The organism is Azorhizobium doebereinerae UFLA1-100, from assembly GCF_000473085.1.
GTDB classification, from domain to species: Bacteria; Pseudomonadota; Alphaproteobacteria; order Rhizobiales; family Xanthobacteraceae; genus Azorhizobium; species Azorhizobium doebereinerae.
Genome location: NZ_AXBA01000021.1, coordinates 70,458 through 89,185, shown reverse-complemented (window position 1 = coordinate 89,185; position 18,728 = coordinate 70,458). Strand labels below are relative to the sequence as shown.

19 protein-coding genes are annotated in these 18,728 nt (G+C 71.8%); 1 reads left to right on the top strand and 18 read right to left on the bottom strand.

The features are described from left to right. Positions 1–182 precede the first annotated feature (182 nt). Positions 183–1,439, top strand: a complete 1,257-nt coding sequence (locus tag YU1_RS0115715) for an aminopeptidase (RefSeq protein ID WP_029004881.1) — start codon at positions 183–185, stop codon at positions 1,437–1,439. Positions 1,440–1,659: 220 nt separating this feature from the next. Here YU1_RS0115715 and YU1_RS0115710 read toward each other — a convergent pair whose 3' ends face one another. The 18 genes from YU1_RS0115710 to YU1_RS0115625 all read right to left on the bottom strand — a co-directional run bounded on the left by YU1_RS0115710 (position 1,660) and on the right by YU1_RS0115625 (position 18,725). Continuing rightward, positions 1,660–2,355, bottom strand: a complete 696-nt coding sequence (locus tag YU1_RS0115710; protein WP_029004880.1) for an ABC transporter ATP-binding protein — start codon at positions 2,353–2,355, stop codon at positions 1,660–1,662. 11 nt (positions 2,356–2,366) lie between these two features. Beyond that, positions 2,367–3,137: an ABC transporter ATP-binding protein gene (locus tag YU1_RS0115705; protein ID WP_029004879.1), complete on the bottom strand. Its 771-nt coding sequence runs from the start codon at positions 3,135–3,137 to the stop codon at positions 2,367–2,369. Then, positions 3,130–4,089, bottom strand: a complete 960-nt coding sequence (locus YU1_RS29765) for a branched-chain amino acid ABC transporter permease (protein ID WP_051356924.1) — start codon at positions 4,087–4,089, stop codon at positions 3,130–3,132. Before YU1_RS29765 ends, YU1_RS0115705 begins: the two co-directional genes overlap by 8 nt. Then, on the bottom strand, positions 4,086–5,009 hold the full coding sequence (locus YU1_RS0115695) for a branched-chain amino acid ABC transporter permease (protein WP_029004878.1): 924 nt from the start codon (positions 5,007–5,009) through the stop codon (positions 4,086–4,088). The genes YU1_RS29765 and YU1_RS0115695 overlap by 4 nt, the downstream gene beginning before the upstream one ends. Positions 5,010–5,336: 327 nt before the next feature. Further along, positions 5,337–6,518: an ABC transporter substrate-binding protein gene (locus YU1_RS0115690; protein ID WP_029004877.1), complete on the bottom strand. Its 1,182-nt coding sequence runs from the start codon at positions 6,516–6,518 to the stop codon at positions 5,337–5,339. A 416-nt stretch (positions 6,519–6,934) separates the two neighbouring features. After that, positions 6,935–9,025, bottom strand: coding sequence for an autotransporter family protein (locus YU1_RS0115685; RefSeq protein WP_051356923.1), 2,091 nt, complete (start codon positions 9,023–9,025; stop codon positions 6,935–6,937). 177 nt (positions 9,026–9,202) lie between these two features. Next, positions 9,203–9,805: a HupE/UreJ family protein gene (locus YU1_RS0115680; RefSeq protein WP_035715527.1), complete on the bottom strand. Its 603-nt coding sequence runs from the start codon at positions 9,803–9,805 to the stop codon at positions 9,203–9,205. Positions 9,806–9,871: 66 nt separating this feature from the next. After that, the gene (hypE, locus tag YU1_RS0115675) at positions 9,872–10,939 is read right to left on the bottom strand and encodes a hydrogenase expression/formation protein HypE (RefSeq protein WP_029004874.1); all 1,068 of its coding nucleotides are present in this window, start codon (positions 10,937–10,939) and stop codon (positions 9,872–9,874) included. Then, positions 10,936–12,060, bottom strand: coding sequence for a hydrogenase formation protein HypD (gene hypD, locus YU1_RS0115670; RefSeq protein ID WP_029004873.1), 1,125 nt, complete (start codon positions 12,058–12,060; stop codon positions 10,936–10,938). The genes hypE and hypD overlap by 4 nt, the downstream gene beginning before the upstream one ends. Positions 12,061–12,072: 12 nt before the next feature. Beyond that, positions 12,073–12,372 (bottom strand): HypC/HybG/HupF family hydrogenase formation chaperone, encoded by a 300-nt coding sequence (locus tag YU1_RS0115665; RefSeq protein ID WP_029004872.1) that lies wholly within the window; start codon positions 12,370–12,372, stop codon positions 12,073–12,075. A 9-nt stretch (positions 12,373–12,381) separates the two neighbouring features. Further along, entirely contained in the window at positions 12,382–13,839 is a 1,458-nt protein-coding gene (locus YU1_RS0115660; RefSeq protein ID WP_029004871.1) for a sigma-54-dependent transcriptional regulator, read from the bottom strand. Positions 13,840–13,843: 4 nt separating this feature from the next. Continuing rightward, positions 13,844–14,875, bottom strand: coding sequence for a hydrogenase nickel incorporation protein HypB (hypB, locus tag YU1_RS0115655; protein ID WP_029004870.1), 1,032 nt, complete (start codon positions 14,873–14,875; stop codon positions 13,844–13,846). After that, positions 14,875–15,216: a hydrogenase maturation nickel metallochaperone HypA gene (gene hypA / locus YU1_RS0115650; protein ID WP_029004869.1), complete on the bottom strand. Its 342-nt coding sequence runs from the start codon at positions 15,214–15,216 to the stop codon at positions 14,875–14,877. The genes hypB and hypA overlap by 1 nt, the downstream gene beginning before the upstream one ends. A 1-nt stretch (position 15,217) precedes the next feature. Further along, entirely contained in the window at positions 15,218–16,183 is a 966-nt protein-coding gene (locus tag YU1_RS0115645) for a hypothetical protein (protein WP_029004868.1), read from the bottom strand. Further along, the gene (locus YU1_RS29760) at positions 16,180–17,130 is read right to left on the bottom strand and encodes a [NiFe]-hydrogenase assembly chaperone HybE (RefSeq protein ID WP_051356922.1); all 951 of its coding nucleotides are present in this window, start codon (positions 17,128–17,130) and stop codon (positions 16,180–16,182) included. Before YU1_RS29760 ends, YU1_RS0115645 begins: the two co-directional genes overlap by 4 nt. Beyond that, positions 17,127–17,972 carry a hydrogenase expression/formation protein gene (locus YU1_RS0115635; protein WP_029004867.1) on the bottom strand — a complete coding sequence of 282 codons (846 nt, stop codon included), beginning with the start codon at positions 17,970–17,972 and terminating at the stop codon, positions 17,127–17,129. The genes YU1_RS29760 and YU1_RS0115635 overlap by 4 nt, the downstream gene beginning before the upstream one ends. Positions 17,973–17,982: 10 nt before the next feature. After that, complete coding sequence (locus YU1_RS0115630) at positions 17,983–18,396, bottom strand: thioredoxin domain-containing protein (RefSeq protein ID WP_029004866.1); 414 nt, start codon at positions 18,394–18,396, stop codon at positions 17,983–17,985. Further along, positions 18,396–18,725 carry a HypC/HybG/HupF family hydrogenase formation chaperone gene (locus YU1_RS0115625; protein ID WP_029004865.1) on the bottom strand — a complete coding sequence of 110 codons (330 nt, stop codon included), beginning with the start codon at positions 18,723–18,725 and terminating at the stop codon, positions 18,396–18,398. The genes YU1_RS0115630 and YU1_RS0115625 overlap by 1 nt, the downstream gene beginning before the upstream one ends. Between the last annotated feature and the right edge of the window lie 3 nt (positions 18,726–18,728).

Genomic DNA, 18,728 nt, shown 5'->3' with positions numbered 1-18,728 from the left:
CCAGCCCTCCCCCGCAAGGGGGGAGGGAGTAAGGCGCGCTTGGAGCGGCTCGCGCGCACAACCCACGGCCCGCCCCCGGCCATAAATCCGGCGTTCCTTCGCCGCAGGCTGGCGCAAAGGGCATGCCGAAACGGCGCGGGCGCGCTATGTTGAAAGCAATGACCCGTTTCGAGATGGACGCCATGACCGAGCACCAGCGCAACATTTCCGCCGCCATCGACCCGGTGAAGCTCGACCGCCTCGCGCAGGTCGCGGTGAAGGTGGGCCTCAACCTCCAGCCGGGGCAGGACCTGTTCCTCACCGCCCCCATGGCCGCGCTGCCGCTGGTGCGCCGCATCGTCGAGCATGCCTACAAGGCCGGCGCCGGGCTGGTGACGCCCCTGTTCTCCGACGAGGAGATCACGCTCGCCCGCTATCGCTACGCCAACGACGCCAGCTTCGACCGCGCCGCCGGCTGGCTCTATGACGGCGTCGCCAAGGCGTTTGCCGCCAATACCGCGCGCCTCGCCATCGTCGGCGACAATCCCATGCTGCTGGCGAACGAGGACCCGGCGAAGGTCTCGCGCGCCTCCAAGGCCAATTCGCTGGCCTACAAGCCGGCGCTTGAGAAGATCGCCGGCTTCGACATCAACTGGAACATCGTCGCCTTCCCCGGCGCCGCCTGGGCGCGGCAGGTGTTCCCGGACCTCTCCGAAGACCTCGCCGTGGCCAAGCTCGCGGACGCCATCTTCGCCGCCTCGCGGGTGGACAATGACGATCCCGTCGCCAACTGGACGGCGCACAACGCCGCGCTCGCCGCCCGCACCCAATGGCTGAACGGCCACCGCTTTTCGGCGCTGCACTTCACCGGCCCGGGCACCGACCTCACCATCGGCCTCGCCGACGGCCATGAGTGGCAGGGCGGCGCCTCCAGCGCCAAGAACGGCATCGTCTGCAACGCCAACATCCCCACCGAGGAGGTGTTCACCACGCCGCACGCCTGGCGGGTGGAGGGCCACGCCTCCAGCACCAAGCCGCTGTCCTACCAGGGCACGCTGATCGACGACATTCGGGTGCGGTTCGAGGCCGGGCGCATCGTCGAGGCCAAGGCCTCGCGCGGTGAGCAGGTGCTGAACAAGGTGCTGGACACCGACGCCGGCGCGCGGCGCCTGGGCGAGGTGGCCCTGGTGCCGCATTCCTCGCCCATCTCGGCCAGCGGGCTGTTGTTCTTCAACACCCTGTTCGACGAGAACGCCGCCTGCCACATCGCGCTCGGCCAGTGCTATTCCAAGTGCTTCCTCGACGGCGGCACGCTCACCCCCGAACAGATCACCGCCCAGGGCGGCAACTCCAGCCTGATCCATATCGACTGGATGATCGGCTCGGGCGAAGTGGACATCGACGGCATCGGTGCCGACGGCAGCCGCACCCCGGTGTTCCGCAAGGGCGAATGGGCCTGAGCGGGACGTGAGGGTGGGCGCCCGCGCGGCGCCTCACCGCAAGCGGAACAGGTCCCTTCTCCCGCTTGCGGGGGAGGGATAGGGTGGGGCGCGCGACGCGCGGTGAGGCCCCATCCACCTTTGATCCGGCACGGTTCTCCGCCTGCGGCGGCCCCCACCCAACCCTCCCCCGCAGGCGGGAGAGGGCTTTTGCGGCCGGCTTGCGGGAGGGCGAGCGCCCTCATACCTCCAGGAAGCGTGTGGCCAGCGTCGGGTCGGCCTTCAGCTCCGCCGTGGTGCCGCTCCAGGCGAGGCGGCCGGCCTCCATCACCACATGGCGGTCGGCGAGGCGCAGCAAGGCGTCGAGATTCTTGTCCACGACGAGGATGGCGAGGCCCTCCGCCCGCAGCGCGGCCAGCGCCCGCCAGATGTCGGCGCGCACCACCGGGGCGAGGCCCTCGGTGGCCTCGTCCAGCACCAAGAGGTCCGGATTGGTCATCAGCGCGCGGCCGATGGCCAGCATCTGCTGCTCGCCGCCGGAGAGCTGCGGCCCCATGTTGTGCGCCCGCTCACCGAGGCGCGGGAACAGCGCCAGCACCCGCTCCAGCGTCCAGCCCCGCCCCGTGCCGGGGCGGGCGGTTGCGACAAGGTTCTCCATCACCGTGAGGCGCGGGAAGATCTGCCGCCCCTCCGGCACATAGCCGAGCCCGGCGGCGGCGATGCGGTGCGGCGGCGCGCCGGTCATGTCGCGCCCGTTGATAAGGATGCGCCCGGCGGTGGCCGGCAGCAGGCCGAACAGCGTGCGCAGCGCCGTGGTCTTGCCCATGCCGTTGCGGCCCATGAGGGTGACCACCTCGCCGGCGCGCACGGCGAAGGACAGGCCGAACAGCACCTGCGCCCCGCCATAGCCGGCATCGATGCCGTCGAGTTCCAGCAGCGGCTCGCTCCTCACACCGCCTCCTCCTCGCCGAGATAGGCGCGGCGCACCTCGGCATTGGCCCGCACCGCCTCCGGCGCGCCGGTGATCGCCACCGCGCCGCCGATCAGCACGGTGATGCGGTCGGCCAGCGCGAACACGGTCCGCGTGTCGTGCTCCACCAGCAGCATGGGCAGGGTGCCCTTCAGGCCGAGCAGCAGGTCGGTGAGGCGGGCGCCCTCGGCCCGGCCGGTGCCGGCCATGGGCTCGTCCAGCAGCAGCAGCTTCGGCGCCTGGACCAGCGCCATGGCCAGCTCCAGCGCGCGGCGCTCGCCATGGGCCAGCGCGCCGGCCGGCACGTCTGCCCGCGCGCCGAGCCCCACCCGCGCCAGCGCCGCCTCCGCCGCGCCCGCCAGGGCGGCATCCGCCCGCGCCGGGCGCCACATGCGCCACGCGCCGCCCCGCGCCGGGCCGCCCTGGTGCGCCAGGGCGGCGAGCATCACATTTTCCCGCGCGCTGAAGCCGCCGATCACCTGCGAGACCTGGAACACCCGGCCGAGCCCGAGCCGCGCCCGCGCGGCGACGCCCAGATGCGTCACGTCGCGGCCGGCGAAGACGATGCGCCCGGCGTCGGGCCGCACCGCGCCGGCGATCTCGCCCACCAATGTGGTCTTGCCCGCGCCGTTCGGGCCGATGAGCGCGTGCACCTCGCCGGGGCGCACGTCCAGGCAGACGTCCTGCGTCACGTTCAGCGCGCCGTAGGATTTGGCGAGATGCTCCAGGCGCAGGATGGGATCAGCCACGCGCGCCTCCCGCGAGCAGGCGCCTGAGGTCGCCGGCGCGCAACAGCGCCGCGCCCACCACCACGAGGCCGAGGCCGAGCTTCCAATATTGCGTATAATGGCCCAGCGCCTCGTCCAGCAGCGTCACCACCACCGCGCCGATCACCCCGCCCACCAGATGCCCCGCCCCGCCCAGCGCTACCATGACGATGGCAAGGCCCGAGACATGCCAGTTCATGTAGGCCGGCGCCACGAACTCCGCCTGGTTGGCCAGCAGCGCGCCGGACAGGCCGGCGGCCCCGCCCGCCAGCGCCAGCGCCGCGAGGCGGTGGCCGTAGGGGGAGAGGCCCAGCGCGGTGACCTTCTGCTCATTGTCCTTCGCCGCCCGCAGCACGAGGCCGAACTTCGAGGCCGCCAGCCGCCCGAGCAGGAACAGCGCGAGCCCCAGCAGCAGGATGGCGAGGAGCGCGAGGCCGTGGTCGCGGCGCAGCACGCGTGCGCCCAGCAGCGTGGAGCGGGCGGCCAGCGCCATGCCGTCGTCGCCGCCGAAGGCCGACAGGCTGGCGGCGACATAATAGGCCATCTGCGCGAAGGCCAGCGTGATCATGATGAAATAGACCCCGCGCGTGCGCAGCGCGATCGCCCCGGTCAGCGCCGAGAAGGCGGCGGCGGCGAGGAAGGCCAGCGGCAGCACCACCAGCAGGTCGCTCATTCCATATTCGCCGGCGACCAGCAGCGCATAGGCGCCGATGCCCACCGGCGCGCCGTGGCCGAAGCTCACCAGCCCCGCCTGCCCCACCAGGAAGGACAGCGACACGGCGGAGAGCGCCAGCGCCGCCATGCGCGCCAGCGTCGCCATCCAATAGGTGCTGCCGAGCCCATAGGCGAGGCCGAGCGCGACGAGGAAAGCCAGCGCCACGGCGAGCGCGGCGAGGCCCGGCTTGCTGTTCAGTCGGGCGGCCATGGCGCTCATGCCTTCCTCGCCCCGAACAGGCCGGAGGGCTTGAGTCCCAGCACCAGCGCCATCAGCAGATAGACCAGCATGGAGGACAGCGCCGGCCCGGCGGTGGCGGCGGCGGGCTTGCTGAGCACGAGGCGCAGCAGGTCCACCGCATAGGCCCGGCCCAGCGTGTCCACCAGCCCCACCGCCAGCGCGCCGACGAAGGCCCCCTTGATGGAGCCGATGCCGCCGATCACCACCACCACGAAGGCGATGATGAGCACGTTGTCACCCATGCCCGGCTCGATGGAGATGAGCGGCCCGGCCATGGCGCCGGCCAGCCCCGCCAGCATGGCGCCGAAGGCGAAGACGCACAGGAACAGCCGGTCGATGTCCACCCCCAGCGCCGCCACCATCTGCGGATGGGTGGAGCCGGCGCGCACCCGCATGCCGAGCCGGGTGCGGTGGACCAGCACCCACAGCAGCAGCGCCACGGCGATCCCGACGGCGAGGATGACCAGCCGCCAGAGCGGGTAGTTGAGCCCGGCGAACAGCGTCACCGAGCCGGAGAGCGCGGCGGGGATGGGCAGCGCCAGCGGCGCGGGGCCGAAGATCATCCGCACGCCTTCCGTCACCACCAATATGACGCCGAAGGTGCCGAGCACCTGCTCCAGGTGATCGCGCCGGGTGAGATGGCGGAACACCAGCAGCTCCATGAGGAAGCCCAGCACCAGTGCCCCCGCCAGCCCCAGCGCCAGCCCCACGGCGAAATGGCCGGTCCAGCGCACCAGGGTGGCCACCAGATAGGCGCCCAGCATGTACTGCACGCCATGGGCGAGGTTGATGAAGTCCATCACCCCGAACACCAGCGTCAGCCCCGCCGCCACCAGGAACAGGATGACGCCGAGCTGGAGCCCGTTGAGGATCTGCGAGACGAGGAGGACGGTGCTCATGGCGGGTGCGGCTTATGACGGATGTGGCTGGCCTTCCGGGCGGCGGGAACGCGGCGGCGCCGGGGAGAGGGCGCCCTCCCCCGCCGGGCGGGAAAACCCTCTCCCGCTTGCGGGGGAGGGAAGGGTGGGGGCCGAAGCGAAGCTTCGGAAGTCTCGCCACTGTCCAGCGGCCGCGGGCGGGAGGGCGATGAACCGTCCCCGCCGCTGCGCGGCGCCCCCACCCCAACCCTCCCCCACTGCGTGGGAGAGGGAGTCCGGTTGCGCGGGGGAGGGGGTATGGTGCGCCGGGGAGCGCGGCTGGGAGAGAAGAACGCCCCCTCCCTCCCCTCACTTCAGCGGGCAGTCGGCCGCGTAGGCGTCGGTCATGTGGGTGAAGACCTTGGAGACGGTCTGCGTCTCATACTTGCCGTCCGGCCGCTTCACCGCTTTGACCACGTAGAAGTCCTGGATCGGGAAGCCGTTGCGGCCGATGGCGAAGTCGCCGCGCACCGACTTGAAGGGCGCGGAGGCCAGCGCCTTGCGGAACGCCTCCTTGTCGGAAACCTTGCCGCCAGTGGCCTTCAGCGCGCCGTCGATCATCTTGGCGGCGTCATAGCCCTGGGCCGCGTAGAGCGAAGGCACCACGCCGTATTCCTTCTCGAACGCCGCCACGAACGCCTTGTTCTCCGGCGTGTCGATGTTCGGCGCCCATTCCGCGCCGGACAGCAGGCCGAGCGCCGCGTCCTGGGTGGCGGGCAGCGTGGTCTCGTCGATGGTGAAGGCGGAGAGGAAGGGGAGCTTCCCGGCAAGGCCGGCCTGGGCATATTGCTTGGTCAGGTTCACGCCCATGCCGCCGGGCATGAAGGTGAACACCGCGTCCGGCTTGGCCGCCTGGATCTTGGCCAGCTCGGCGGAGAAATCCAGCTGGCCGAGCGGCACGAAGATCTCCTCCACCACCTCGCCCTTGTAGGCGCGCTTGAAGCCGGCCATGGAATCCTTGCCCGCCTGGTAGTTGGGCGTCATCAGCACCACGCGCTTGTAGCCCTGGTCCTGGGCGTACTTGCCCATGACCTCGTGCACCTGGTCGTTCTGGTAGGAGGCGGCGAAGAAATAGGGCGAGCAGCCCTTGCCGGCCAAGGGCGAGGGGCCGGCATTGCCGGAGATGAGGAAGGTCTCGCTCTCGAACACCGGCTTGGAGATCGCCATCATCACGTTGGAGAAGACCACGCCGGCGATGATGTCCACCTTGTCGCGGTCGATCAGGCCCTTGACCTTCGACACGGCGACGTCGGGCTTCAGCTCGTCGTCCACCACGATGACTTCGGTGGGCTGGCCGCCGAGCTTGCCGCCCAGTTCCTTCACCGCCAGCAGGAAGCCGTCGCGCATGTGCACGCCGAGCGGCGCGGGCGGACCGGAGAGCGTCGAGACGAAGCCGACCTTCACCGGATCGGCCAGCGCGCCCGCCGAGGACAAAGCGAGCGACGGAACAAGAGACAGCGCGGCGAGCAGGCCCGTGCGGACGTTGAACATCAAAGGTCCCCCTTCTTCTATGACCCACCGGCCCCCGGACGGCGCGCCGCGCGGGCGCGGCGGCTCACGCCGGGGAACCTTCCCTCCTTCCTTAGAGCGCGATCCGTTCGGAGGGAAGCAGACGGCGCGCCTGCGAAGGGTGAATCGCCCGCGGCTCCCGGAAGAGACACGGCTTCCGCGTCGGCGCGTCCCGGTTTCGCCCGCATTCGGATCGGCTTGAACGACAGGAGACGGACGGCGGAAGGGAACGTCCACCAGGCGTCCAAGAGGGCGGAAGCGCGCGGACGCAAGCACGGGCTCGGGCACCTCCCCCCTTGCGGGGGAGGGAGCGCGGTGCGCGGGGCTGAGATGAAGGCGCTCTGTTGCGGATCTCCGTTACACGAGCCGCCGGGCCTGAATGCCGATCGGCGCCCCCGTCAGAGCCGCACCTTCAGCTCGATCGAGGACATCTGCGAGAGATAGCCGGTTGGGCTCGCGTCCAGCCGGTAGGTCAGGCCCAGCTCGAAGGCATCCTGCCGGAAGCCCACCAGCCCGATGCCGGCCGAATAGAGCCAGGGTGACAGGTCGGCGCCATAGGTGACGAAGGGATCGCCGCCGCCGGCGAAGGACGCGATCACCTGCTGGCGATCGTTGAGGAAGTCGTAGCCCAGCCCGGCCAAGGCGGTGAGCTTCAGGTGGTCGGTGAGGGCATAGTGCGCGGTCACCTCGCCGCCAAGCCGCAGTTCCCGGTAGGTCTGGGTGCCCACCGTCAGGTCCAGCGCCCCCGCGCCGGTCTCGCTGTAGCCGTCCGCATTCACCCGCCCGTAGTCGAGCCGCAGCGCGGCGGCGAGCTTGAACGGCCCCTCCGCATAGAGCGCCTGCCGGGCGCCGATGCCGATGTGCCCGGTATAGCTGTCGGGGGACGCCCCGGCGGAGCTGCCCATGAAGGTGATGAGGCGGCTGGAACTGCCGTCGTTCACCGCCCCGTCGAGCTGGAAGAACAGGTCCGTCCCGCCGGCCATGGCGAAGCGGCCATAGGCGCCGAAATGATAGCTGCTGAGGTCCAGCGTGTTGGCGGTGTAGAGGGCGTCGTCGGAGATGGAACTGGCGGAATAGCCCGCCGCGAGGCCGAGCGTCACCCGGTCGGAGGCGGCCCAGTCGATGCCCGCCGCCACGCCGCCGCCGGAACTGCTGGTGCCGGGGTAGCCGTCCACCCTGCCCTGGCCCGCCAGCACGCCGAAGGGCGTGATCCACGCATGGCGCGCGGCCTCCGGCCCCATGCGGGCGTCGCGCTCCGACGCGGGGTCCGCCAGTCCCTCCAGCCGGGCGGAGACGGTCTCCTGGAAGGCACGCTGCGCGCCGTAGGTGGCCTGCGCCGCCTGGCCGGCGAGGATCGGCAGCGTCTGGCTGAGCGCGCCGGACAAGGCGCGGCCGGACAAGGCGTTGAGCGCATCCACGGCGGGCGCCAGGGCGCCGGTGAAGCCGACGTCCGTGCCCGCCGCCGCATAGAGGCTGCGGGCCGCCCCGAGCGCGCTCGGATTGTCGGTCGCCGCCACGGTGAGCGCGTAAGGCGAGACCAAAGTGAGGGTGGAGCCGAGCCCGGAGAAGGCCCCGGTGGCGTAATTGTAGCTCTCCAGCGCCATCTGCGCGGCCAAGGCATCGCCGGCGATGCCGCCATATTGCGTGGCGAGCTGGGAGCCGTCGGTGCTGGCGAACAGCACCTTGCCCTCCGGCGTGATGGAGCCGAGCAAGGTGAAGCTGGCGCCGGTGGGCGAGAGCCCTTTGCCCCAGAAATAGCCGTTGGTGTAGTTGGTGATGATGATCTTGCCCGGCGTCGTGCCGCCGAACAGGGCCGGGCTGACGATCTTCCACGGCGTGCCCTCGGTCCAGGTCCACTGGGTGGAGGACAGCGTCACCGGAATGGTCTGCGGCGCCGGCGGGGTGAAGGTGGCCGGGTTGTAGGGCAGCATATAGGCCCAGTGCGTCACCAGCAGGCTGTCGCCGGTGATCATCTGCATTTCCATCGAGGTCACGCCGTTCACCACCTGCATCACGCCGAGGCCCACGGTGGTGGTGCCGCCGCTGGTGGGGGTGAAGATCATGGTGATCTGGCCGGAGGGCAGCACCGAGCCCTGGATGGCGGAGACCTGGCTGGTGAGCAGCGGCCCGATCTGGAACTGCGCCGTGCTGGTGCCGGTGAACACGCCGTTGGTGGAGGTGCCGAGCGCCCACAGCGTCTGGTCGCCGATGGGAATGGGGGTCTTCAGGCTGGAGGCCGGCGCCGCATAGGCCAGCAGTTCCGCCGTCGGCACGTACCAATAGGTGTTGGAGATGGCGCTGTCCCAGGCGGACTGGGCCTGCGCCGCGCCCGATGCCGCGGCCAGCGCGCCGAGGGCGAGGCCGGACAGCAGCGCCGCGCGCCGGGACGGGACGCGCCTGCGGACCGCCGGACCGGGGTCCGTGAGATGCCCCCGCGCCACGGGCGCCCGCCCGCGGCCGGGGCGCCGCGCCTTCGGCCTGTCCCCCATCTGCCCGTCCCCACCAACCGGAAGGCGTCCCCCGACGCCATCTTCCCGCATAGGGCTAGCATGGCGCCCGCGCGGACCAAAGCGGGGCACGGAACGGCGGGCGCCGGCCGGCATGTCGAACATCGGCCCCATCCCGGGGCCGGAGACGGGCGGGCGAGGCCGCCCGCCCCGATCGGGTCAGATGGCGCCGAGCACGAGGCCCATGCCGGCGACGCACACCGCCGCGCCGGCGCGGCGCACCCACACGTCGCCGCTGCGCTGGCCCAGCGCGCCGATGCCGAAGCCGAGGCCAAGGCCGGTGAGGTGCAGGAGGCCGGTGGCCAGCACGAAGCCGGCGCCATAGGCGAGGCCGCCCGCCGTCTCCGGCATCTCGGCGCCGTGGGCATGGCCGTGGAAGATGGCGAACAGGCCCACCGCGCCGGTGGCCAGCGCCAGCGGCGCCTTGAGGCCGCCGGCCACGGCGGCGCCGAGCAACACGACCGAGAGGGCGATGCCCATTTCCACGAAGGGCAGGTTCCAGCCGGCCATGCCGAGCACGCCGCCCGCCGCCATCAGCGCCATGAAGGCCGCCGGCAGCATCCACACCGCCCGGCCGCCCATCTGCCAGGCCAGCAGGCCCACCGCCACCATGGCCAGCACATGGTCGAGGCCGGTCAAGGGATGCAGGAAGCCGTGGACGAGGCCGTCGGCATGGTCGAGGCCGGGATGGGCGAAGGCGAGGGAGGGGGCGAGCGCCAGCGCGCCGGCAATGCCGAGAGTACGGAAAGGAAGACGGGTCATGGAAGGAAGCTCCTCGGAAGGGGATGATTTTTGCGGGATCGCAACGGACATTTCAATGCACGGTCGTCAACAGATGCGGGGAAGCTGGTCGCCCACCAGCATGTCCACGATGCGTTCCCCGCCGAAGCGGGTCTCCATCACCACCCGCCCCGGCCGCTCGGCCACCAGCCGGCCGATGGCGGCGGCGTCCCGACCCAGCGGATGGGCGCGCCAGGCATCGAGCGCCGCCTGCGCCTCCTCCGGCGGGACGACGGCGACCAGCTTGCCCTCGTTGGCGAGATAGAGCGGGTCGAGGCCGAGGATCTCGCAGAAGCCGTTCACCTCGGGGCGCAGCGGCACGTCCAGCTCGCGCAGGCGCACGCCCACCGCGCTCGCCTCCGCCAGCTCGTTGAGCACGGCGGCGGCCCCGCCGCGAGTGGCGTCGCGCATCATCCGCACGCCGGGGGCGGCGGCGATCAGCACGTCGATCAGATCGTGCAGCGGCGCGCAGTCGCTCTCGATCGGCGTCTCCAGCGCCAGGTCACCGCGCGCGTTGAGGATGGCCGCACCATGGTCGCCCAGGAGGCCGTTGACCAGCACCACGTCGCCCGGCCGGCCCTTGGCGATGCCCACGTCCAGCCCGGCGCGCACCACGCCGATGCCGGTGGTGGTGAGGAAGAGCTTGTCGCAGGCGCCGCGCGCCACCACCTTGGTGTCGCCGGTGACGATGGCCACCCCGGCCTCCGCCGCCGTGCGGGCCATGGAGGCCACCACCCGGCGGAGCGTCTCCACCGGCAGGCCCTCCTCGATGATGACGGCGCAGGACAGCGCCACCGGCCGCGCCCCGCCCACCGCAAGGTCGTTGATGGTGCCGCACACCGCCAGCGTGCCGATGTCCCCGCCCGGGAAGAACAGGGGATCCACCACGAAGGCGTCGGTGGTGAAGGCGAGCCGGTCGCCCTTCGCGGCCAGCGCGGCGAGGTCGAAGCGCGCCTGGTCCTCGGGCGCGGGATGGCCGGCACCGGAGAAGGCCTCCAGGAACACGTCCTCGATCAGGTCGCGCATGGCGGTGCCGCCGCCGCCATGGGCCAATGTGACGAACGGCTGGGTGACCTTGCGCGGGGCGCGGCGGGACAGGCTGAAGGGCGAGTTCATGCCGCAGCTCCCCTGACGCCGCCATATTGGTAATAGGCCGCGCAGGCGCCCTCGGAGGACACCATCAGCGCGCCGAGCGGCATCTCCGGCGTGCAGCCGGTGCCGAACACCGGGCAGGCCCAGGGCTTCACCGCGCCGGTCAGCACTTCGCCGCAGCGGCAGGCGGCGGGATCGGCCACCTTGATGTCCGGCACGGCGAAGCGCCGCTCCGCGTCGAAGGCGGCGTAGGGCTCGGTGAGCCGCACGCCGGAGCCGGCGATGGAGCCGAGGCCGCGCCATTCGAACGTCGGGCGCGGCTCATAGACTTGCGCCACCGCCTTCAGCGCGGCGGGATTGCCTTGCTCGGGCACCACGCGGGCGTACTGGTTCTCGATCCGCGCCTCTCCCGCCGCCATCTGGCGCAGGATCATCAGCAGCGATTGCAGGAGGTCGATGGGCTCGAACCCCGCCACCACCAGCGGCCGGCCGAACTCCTGCGCGATGAAGCGGTAGGGCGCGGTGCCGATGACCATGGACACGTGCCCCGGCCCGATGAAGCCGTCGATGCCGAAGTCCGGCTGCTCCAGCAGCGCCCGCAGGGTGGGGATGATGGTGATGTGGTTGCAGAAGACGGAGAAGTTGGCGATGCCTTCGCGCGCGGCGCGCAGCACGGTGAGCGCGGTGGAGGGCATGGTGGTCTCGAAGCCGAGGCCGAAGAACACCACCTCGCGGCCGGGATTGCGCCGCGCCAGCTCCAGCGCGTCCAAGGGCGAATAGACCATGCGCACGTCGGCGCCCTCGGCTTTCGCCTGGAGCAGGCTCTTGCGCGAGCCGGGCACGCGCATGGCATCGCCGAAGGTGGCGAAGATCACCTCCGGCCGCTCGGCGATGGCGACGCAATCGTCCACCCGCCCCATGGGCAGCACGCACACCGGGCAGCCGGGGCCGTGGACGAACTCGATCAGGTCCGGCAGCAGGCCCTCCAGCCCGTAGCGGAAGATGGCGTGGGTGTGCCCGCCGCACACCTCCATGACCGCGATCGGATTGGCCCGCCCACGCTCCAGCCGGGCGGAGAGGACGCCGATCTCGCGGATGAGGGCGGTGGCGAGGGCGGGGTCGCGGAATTCATCGACGAAGCGCATGGGTCCTCTCCCTCAATTGGCCTGCGGCAGGAGGTCGAGGCTGCCGGTGCGCAGCGCCTCCATCTCGCCGTCCATCTCGCCGATCTCGGCCAGCACCTTCAGCGTGGCGGCGGCCTCCTCTTCGTCGATGCGGCTCATGGCGAAGCCCACATGGACCAGCACCCACACGCCGATCAGCTCCTCCAGCGGCGCGCTCTCCTGCGCTACGCAGACCACGTCCACGGTGCGGCGGACGCCGGAGACATCGACCACCGCCAGCATGGCGTCGGGGTCGGAAATGGCCACGATGCGGCCGGGAATGCCGAGACACATGGGTTCCTCCTAATGCCGGGCGAAGGTGCGGCCCGGCGCGATGCCGTAGCGGTCGAGCTTCGCGCGCAGGCCGACGCGGGAGAGGCCGAGCTCCTCCGCCGCGCGGCTCTTGTTCCACCGGCAGCGCACCAGTGTTTCCAAGAGGATGGAGGCTTCCATCCGCTCGATGCGGTCCTTCAGCGGGCCGTTGTCCGGCAGCGTGATCTCGGACAGGGCCGGGTCGGCGGCGGCGGCGCGCACCACGTGCGGGGAGAGCAGGTCGGCGCCGAGCTGCGGGCCGGTGGCGAGCACCAGCATGCGCAGCACCTCATTCTGCAATTCGCGCACGTTGCCCGGCCAGTCATAGGCGGCGATGCAGGCCAGCGCCTCCTCGGTGAAGCCCTTCACCGCCTTGCCGTGCTGGTTGCACAGGCCGTCGAGGATGGCGGTGGCGAGCGCGCGCAGGTCGCCCTTGCGCGCTTTCAGCGCCGGCATGGCCAGCACCATGGCGGAGAGGCGGTAATAGAGGTCCTCGCGGAAGCGCCCGGCGGCGACCTCCTGCACCAGGTCGCGATGGGTGGCGGCGAGCACGCGCACGTTCACCCTTTTCGCCTCGTTGGAGCCCACGGGGCGGATCTCGCCCTCCTGGAGGAAGCGCAGCAGCTTGACCTGGAAGGCCGGGGAGACGTCGCCGATCTCATCCAGCAGGATGGTGCCGCCGTCGGCCTGGTCGAGCAGGCCGATGCGGGTCATGTGGGCGCCGGTGAAGGCGCCCTTCTTGTGCCCGAACAATTCGGATTCCAACAGCTCGTCCGGGATCGCCCCGCAGTTCACCGCATGGAACGGGCGGTCGGACCGCAGACTCGAATAATGGATGGCCCGCGCCAGCAGCTCCTTGCCGGTGCCGGTCTCACCCTGGATGAGCACCGGAACATCGAACACCGCCACCTGCGCGGCGCGGCGGCAGGTCTCGTTCAAGGGGCTCTGCGGCGCGCGGATCAGCGTGTCGAAATGGAAGTTCTGCGCCACCCGCTCGCGCGCCGCCGCGAGGCGCGCCTGGGCGGCCGGGGCGGCGAGCTTCAATTCCAGCGAGAGGCGGTGGTGGTCGCGCTGGAGCGCGAACAATTGCGCGGCGTTGCGGGCCACCAGCAGCAGATGGTCCGGATGCCAGGGCTTGGTGATGTATTGGTAGATGCCGGCGGCGTTGATGGCGCCGATCATGTCCTCCGGCTCGGTATAGCCGGTGACCACCACGCGCACGATCTCCGGCCAGCGCTCGCGCACCTCGGTGAGGAAATCGACGCCGGACACCTCCGGCATGCGCTGGTCGCAGAACACCGCCTGCACCCACTCGGCCTCCAGGATCGCCCGCGCCTCCGCCGCGCCGAGCGCGGTGAAGACCTCGAATTCCTCGCCGAGCACCCGCGCCATCACCTCCACGGAGCGCGGCTCGTCGTCCACCAGCAGGAGGGCGGGGCGGGTGGTCATGGGCCTACTCCGCCGCTCGGCGGGCCGCGCCGCGCAGGGCCGCCGCGCGGGCGGCGGCTTCCTCCGCCAGCGCTTCCAGCTTCTCGGCCCGCACGTCCTCCAGCCAGGACAGCCAAGCGGCCATGCCGGCGCCGGTGCGGCTGGAGAGGGTCAGGACAGTGGCCGTGGGATTGATGCGGCGGACATTGGCGATGATGGTGTCCACGTCCACGTCCAGATGCGGCACGAGGTCCGCCTTGGTCAGCAGCACGAGGTGGGCGCCCTCGAAGATGTCGGGATATTTCAGCGGCTTGTCCTCGCCCTCGGTGACCGACAGCAGGGTCACGCGGCGGTCCTCGCCGAGATCGAAGGCGGCCGGGCAGACGAGGTTGCCCACATTCTCGATGAACAGCACCCCGCCCGCCGGCAGCGGCAGCTTGTCGAGCGCATGGCCCACCATGTGCGCATCCAGGTGGCAGCCCTTGCCGGTGTTGATCTGCACCGCGGGCGCGCCCACGGCGCGGATGCGCTCGGCGTCGTTGCTGGTCTGCTGATCACCCTCGATGACGGCGGCGGGGATCTTGTCCTTCAGCGCCTTCAGCGTCTCCACCAGCAGCGTGGTCTTGCCCGCGCCGGGGCCCGCCAGCAGGTTCAGCGCGAACACGCCGTCGCGGCCGAGGCGGGCGCGGTTGACGTCCGCATAGCCGTCGTTCTTGGCCAGGATGTTCCGCTCGATCTCCACCATGCGGCGGGCATCGAGGCCGGGGGCATGGGACCGCTCGGGCTGCGCCTCGGCGGGGGTATGGGAATGGGCGCCGTGGGCGTGGCCGTGCGCGTCGGCATGGCTATGGGCGTGGCTGTGCCCATGGCCCTCGCCATGGGCATGGGCCTCCGCATGCGCGTGGCCATGGTCATGGGAATGATCGTGGCCGTGCCCATGATCATGTCCATGGTCGTGATCGTGTCCATGGGAATGGCCGTGCTCATGGGCATGCGCCTCGCCATGGGGGCCGGAGATGGTCACGGCATCGGGGCCGCAGCCGCAGGTCACGCACATCACACCACCTCCAGGTCCTTGATGGTCATGCCGGTGCCGCCGTTGGGCACCAGGCGCTCGCCGCCGCAGCACGGGCAGGGGTCGAGCCGCGCGGCCAGCGGCACGGTCGCGTTGCAGTCGAAGCACCAGGCGCTGCCGGCTTCCTCCAGCACCACCAGTTCGGCGCCCTCCGCCAGCGAGCCCTGCATCACCACGTCGAAGCCGAAGCGCAGCGCCTCCACCTCCACCCCGGCGAAGGCGCCGATGGCGAGGCGCACCCGCGTGACGCGGGAGAAATCCTGCGCCCGCGCCGCCTCCTCCATGGAGACGCGCAGGCTCTCGCAGATGGACATCTCGTGCATCTCAGCCCCCCTGCCCCGCCAGCGTCACCGGCACGCACGGATTGACCGCCGCCAGCACCCATTGCCCCAGCATCGGCGTCTCGCGCCGCGCGGGCAAGGCGTCAAGCATGCGCTCCAGCAGCCCGGCCGGCGCCAGCGTCCAGGCGCTGGGCGGCAGCACGGCATAAGCGGCGATGCGCCCGCCCTCGGTTCGCGCGCCATGGGCCAAGAGGCCGCGCGCGGCGGCGGCGAAGCCCGCGCCGCCTTCCGTGCGCCCAGCGGCGGGGCCGGCACGCCCCGCCGCGGTGAAGAGCAGATCCACCACCCGCGCCAGCAGGCGGACGAACAGGCTCGGCCCCTCCCGTGCCAGCAGCGCCGCCAGAACCGGCGCGTGGCGCACCCGCTCCAGCACCGTGGCATCGCGCGCCGGCAAGGCGGCATCGGGCCTGCGCAAGGCATCAAGGCCCATATCGAGATCGGCCAGGGTCAGCGGCGCCAGCGGCACGCAGCCCCAGGCCGGGTCCAGCCGATCGCGCACCGCCCGCAGCAGGCGGGCCGGCAGGGTCGCGCCCCGCGCCAGCCAGAGATCGAGATCGGACAGCGACAGGCCCGGCAGGTCCGCTTCGCCGCCGACGCGCGCGGCGATCACCGCGCCCGCCTCGGCCCGGCCGAGCAGCGCCAAAGCCTCCCGCTCGCCCGGCAGGCCGAGCATCTGCGGCCATTGGTGGAACAGAGCGAGGCCGTGGTCGCGCACCGTCTCAGCGCGCATCATCTCCGCGCGCGGGGCGGCGCCGTCGGGGTCCGGCAGGCCGAGCGCCGCCGCGCTCGCCGCGCCATGGGCGGCGGCGCACAGGTTGTACACCCGCGGCAGAAGCCGCACCGCGTCTTCCGCCGGGCGGCCCACCAGCCACCGCCCCACGTCGGCCAGCGCCGGGGCGGAAAAGCCCCGGTGCCGCGCGGGGGCAAGGCTGGCGGCCGCGAGGGTCATGACGCCTCCGCCGCGCGGGCCGCGCCCACGGTGCCGAAGATGAGGTCGCGGCGGGAGCGCTCGGGCACCGGCTGCACCGGCACCGGGGCGGCCTCGGCGGCATCCGACGCCGCCGCGTCCGCATCGGCGCGCGGGGCCGGCGCGTCGCCGGCCTGCGCCTTGCCGGTCTGTGCCGTGCCGGTCTGTGCCGTGCCCCTGGCCGCCTCGGCGGCGGCCAGTTCGGCCTCGCGGCGGCGGCGGATCTCGGCGCTGGGCACGCCGGGCTCGCGGTGCGCCGGATCGAACAGCGCCACCAGCGCCGCCTGGGCGGTCTCCGTGGCCTGGAGCTGGGAGGAGAAATCGAACATGGGCGAGAACAGCGAGCAGGCCTTGTAGCAGCCCACCTCCGGGCGCTGCGCCGCCAGGAACTCATAGGTGCCGGAGGGGAAGTCCACCAGTTCCTTCGCTCCCGTGGGCTGGCCCGACCAATCCTCGTCCGGCCCCGGCAGCAGCACGAGGTTCATGAACCAGGGGGTGATCAGCATGCCGAGCCCCCGGCCCTCATGGGCCCGGAAGCCCAGCGCCTTCACGCTGAGGCTCTCGTTGACCATGGGCACGCCGCGCATCTGGCCCGCATGGATCTCGCGGAAGGCCGCCTCCAGCAGCGGCGGCACCCGCCGCACGATCTCGATGAGGCGCGGATCGACCGCCGGCTCGGCCTCGGGCGGCGGCGCGGCGGGCGTGCCGGCGTCCAGCACCATGAACTGGTCGCGGGCGCCGTCGCACACCGGGCAGCGCCAATGGTCCGGCAATGCGGTGAAGGGGGTGCCGGGGGGCACCTGCCACACCTCGCAGCCCTCCGCCGGATCATAGACATGCCAGCAGATCTTGCATTCGAGCCGGGTCTCCGGATCGAGCGTGGCGGCGCTGCCGCGATAGGAGCCTTCGAAACGCGCTGCGAGGCTCATGCCAGCGCCTCCAGCACGTCCTTCAGCCGCCCGGCGCTGTCGGAAATGTCCTCAGGCGCGGCCTTGGCCACCTCCGGCAGCTCGGTGATCTCCAGCGTGTCGAGGATCAGCATGTCGGTGGAATTGTAGAAACGCACCCGCCACACGTCGCGCCGCGCCGCCGCCTCGATGCGGCAGTTGCCATAGCCGCGCGAGAGGATGGTGACGCCGCCCTGGCCCAGCATTTGGTCGATGAGCACGAGGTCATCCGGCGTGTGCGGCAGCAGGGAGAAATTGATCACATGGGCCGGGGTGCCGGGCGCGCGCCCGGTGATGCGGTGGGCGATCTCGGCCAGGATCGGCGGGGCGTTCACCACGCCGGGGCGCGGGCGGGCGATGTCGTCCAGATCCATCTCCCACTGCGGCGGGAAGGCGCGCAGCAGCGCCCCGCGCGGAAAGGCGCCGACCTCGATGCGATCGACGCCGCCGGCGCCGCGCACCCGCCACACGCCGGCGAAGGTGGCCTCCTGCACCTCCAGCGGCGCGCCGCCGCCGGAAACGCGCACCGCCACCTCGCCCTCGCCCAGCGCCTCGTCGATGAGCGCGCGATTGGCGGCATCGAGCCCGGCGAGGGAGAAGGTCTCGTTGTCGCCCGGCCGCCAGCGGGCGAGCGCAGACTGCACGCCGTCGAGCAGCGCCAAGGCGGCGGCGCAGCCGCCCACCTCCTCCGCATCCAGCAGGTGCGGCTCGTAGACCCGCATGCCGGAGGGCATGGGCAGATAGGCGAGACCCTCGTCCTCGCCCGACTGGCTGCCGGGACCGAAGCCGACGGGCGGCTGGATGGCGAACGGGCTCTGGGCCATGGCGGCGCCTTCAGTGGCTGGTGCTGGGGGGAACGAGAAGGGCGCCGAGGCGCGCGAGATATTCATCCCAGTCGCGCATGCGGGCGAGCGAGCCGATGGGCGCGCCGGCGCGCACCACCACCAAGGCGGGCAGCGCCAGGGCCATCTGCTGGCGCAACTGCGCCTCGACGGCGGGGCCGGCGACGGCGGCGGACAGGCCGCCCGCGCCGCCATCCAGCGCCTTCACCAGGTCCGGCAGCACGGCGGCGATGTCCGGCGTCTCCAAATGCGGCTTGCCGTGCGAGGGCAGGAACAGCAGGAGGTCGCGCGGCTCGGCGGCCAGGTCGTCCAGCGCGTCGGCATAGGCATAGCCATGCGTGCTGACCAGACGCTCAACCAGAGGATGAAGGGCGGGCCGCGCTGCGGCCTCGGCGGAAAGGGACATCAGGCCTCCGTGCGTCCGGCGGCCAGCGCCGCGGCGAGGTGGGGCGGGAGCTGCGGCTCCCGATCGAGATCGGCGAAGGCCCGGTCGAGGGCGGATGCGTCCGCCGTGCCGGCCATCACCGCCGCCATGGCTTTGAGCGCCTCGGCGATCTGGCGCGCTTCCGTGGCCTCCAGGATGCGGCGGGCGGAGCCGAGGAAGACCAGCACATAGTCGCCCACCCGCGCCTCCGGCACCAGGGCGAGATCGACGGTCGAGAAGCCGTCCGGGCCGGTGCAGGCGGCGCTGTCGCCGGCCCGGCTCTCGATGCGCATGGGAAGGCCGATGCACATGGC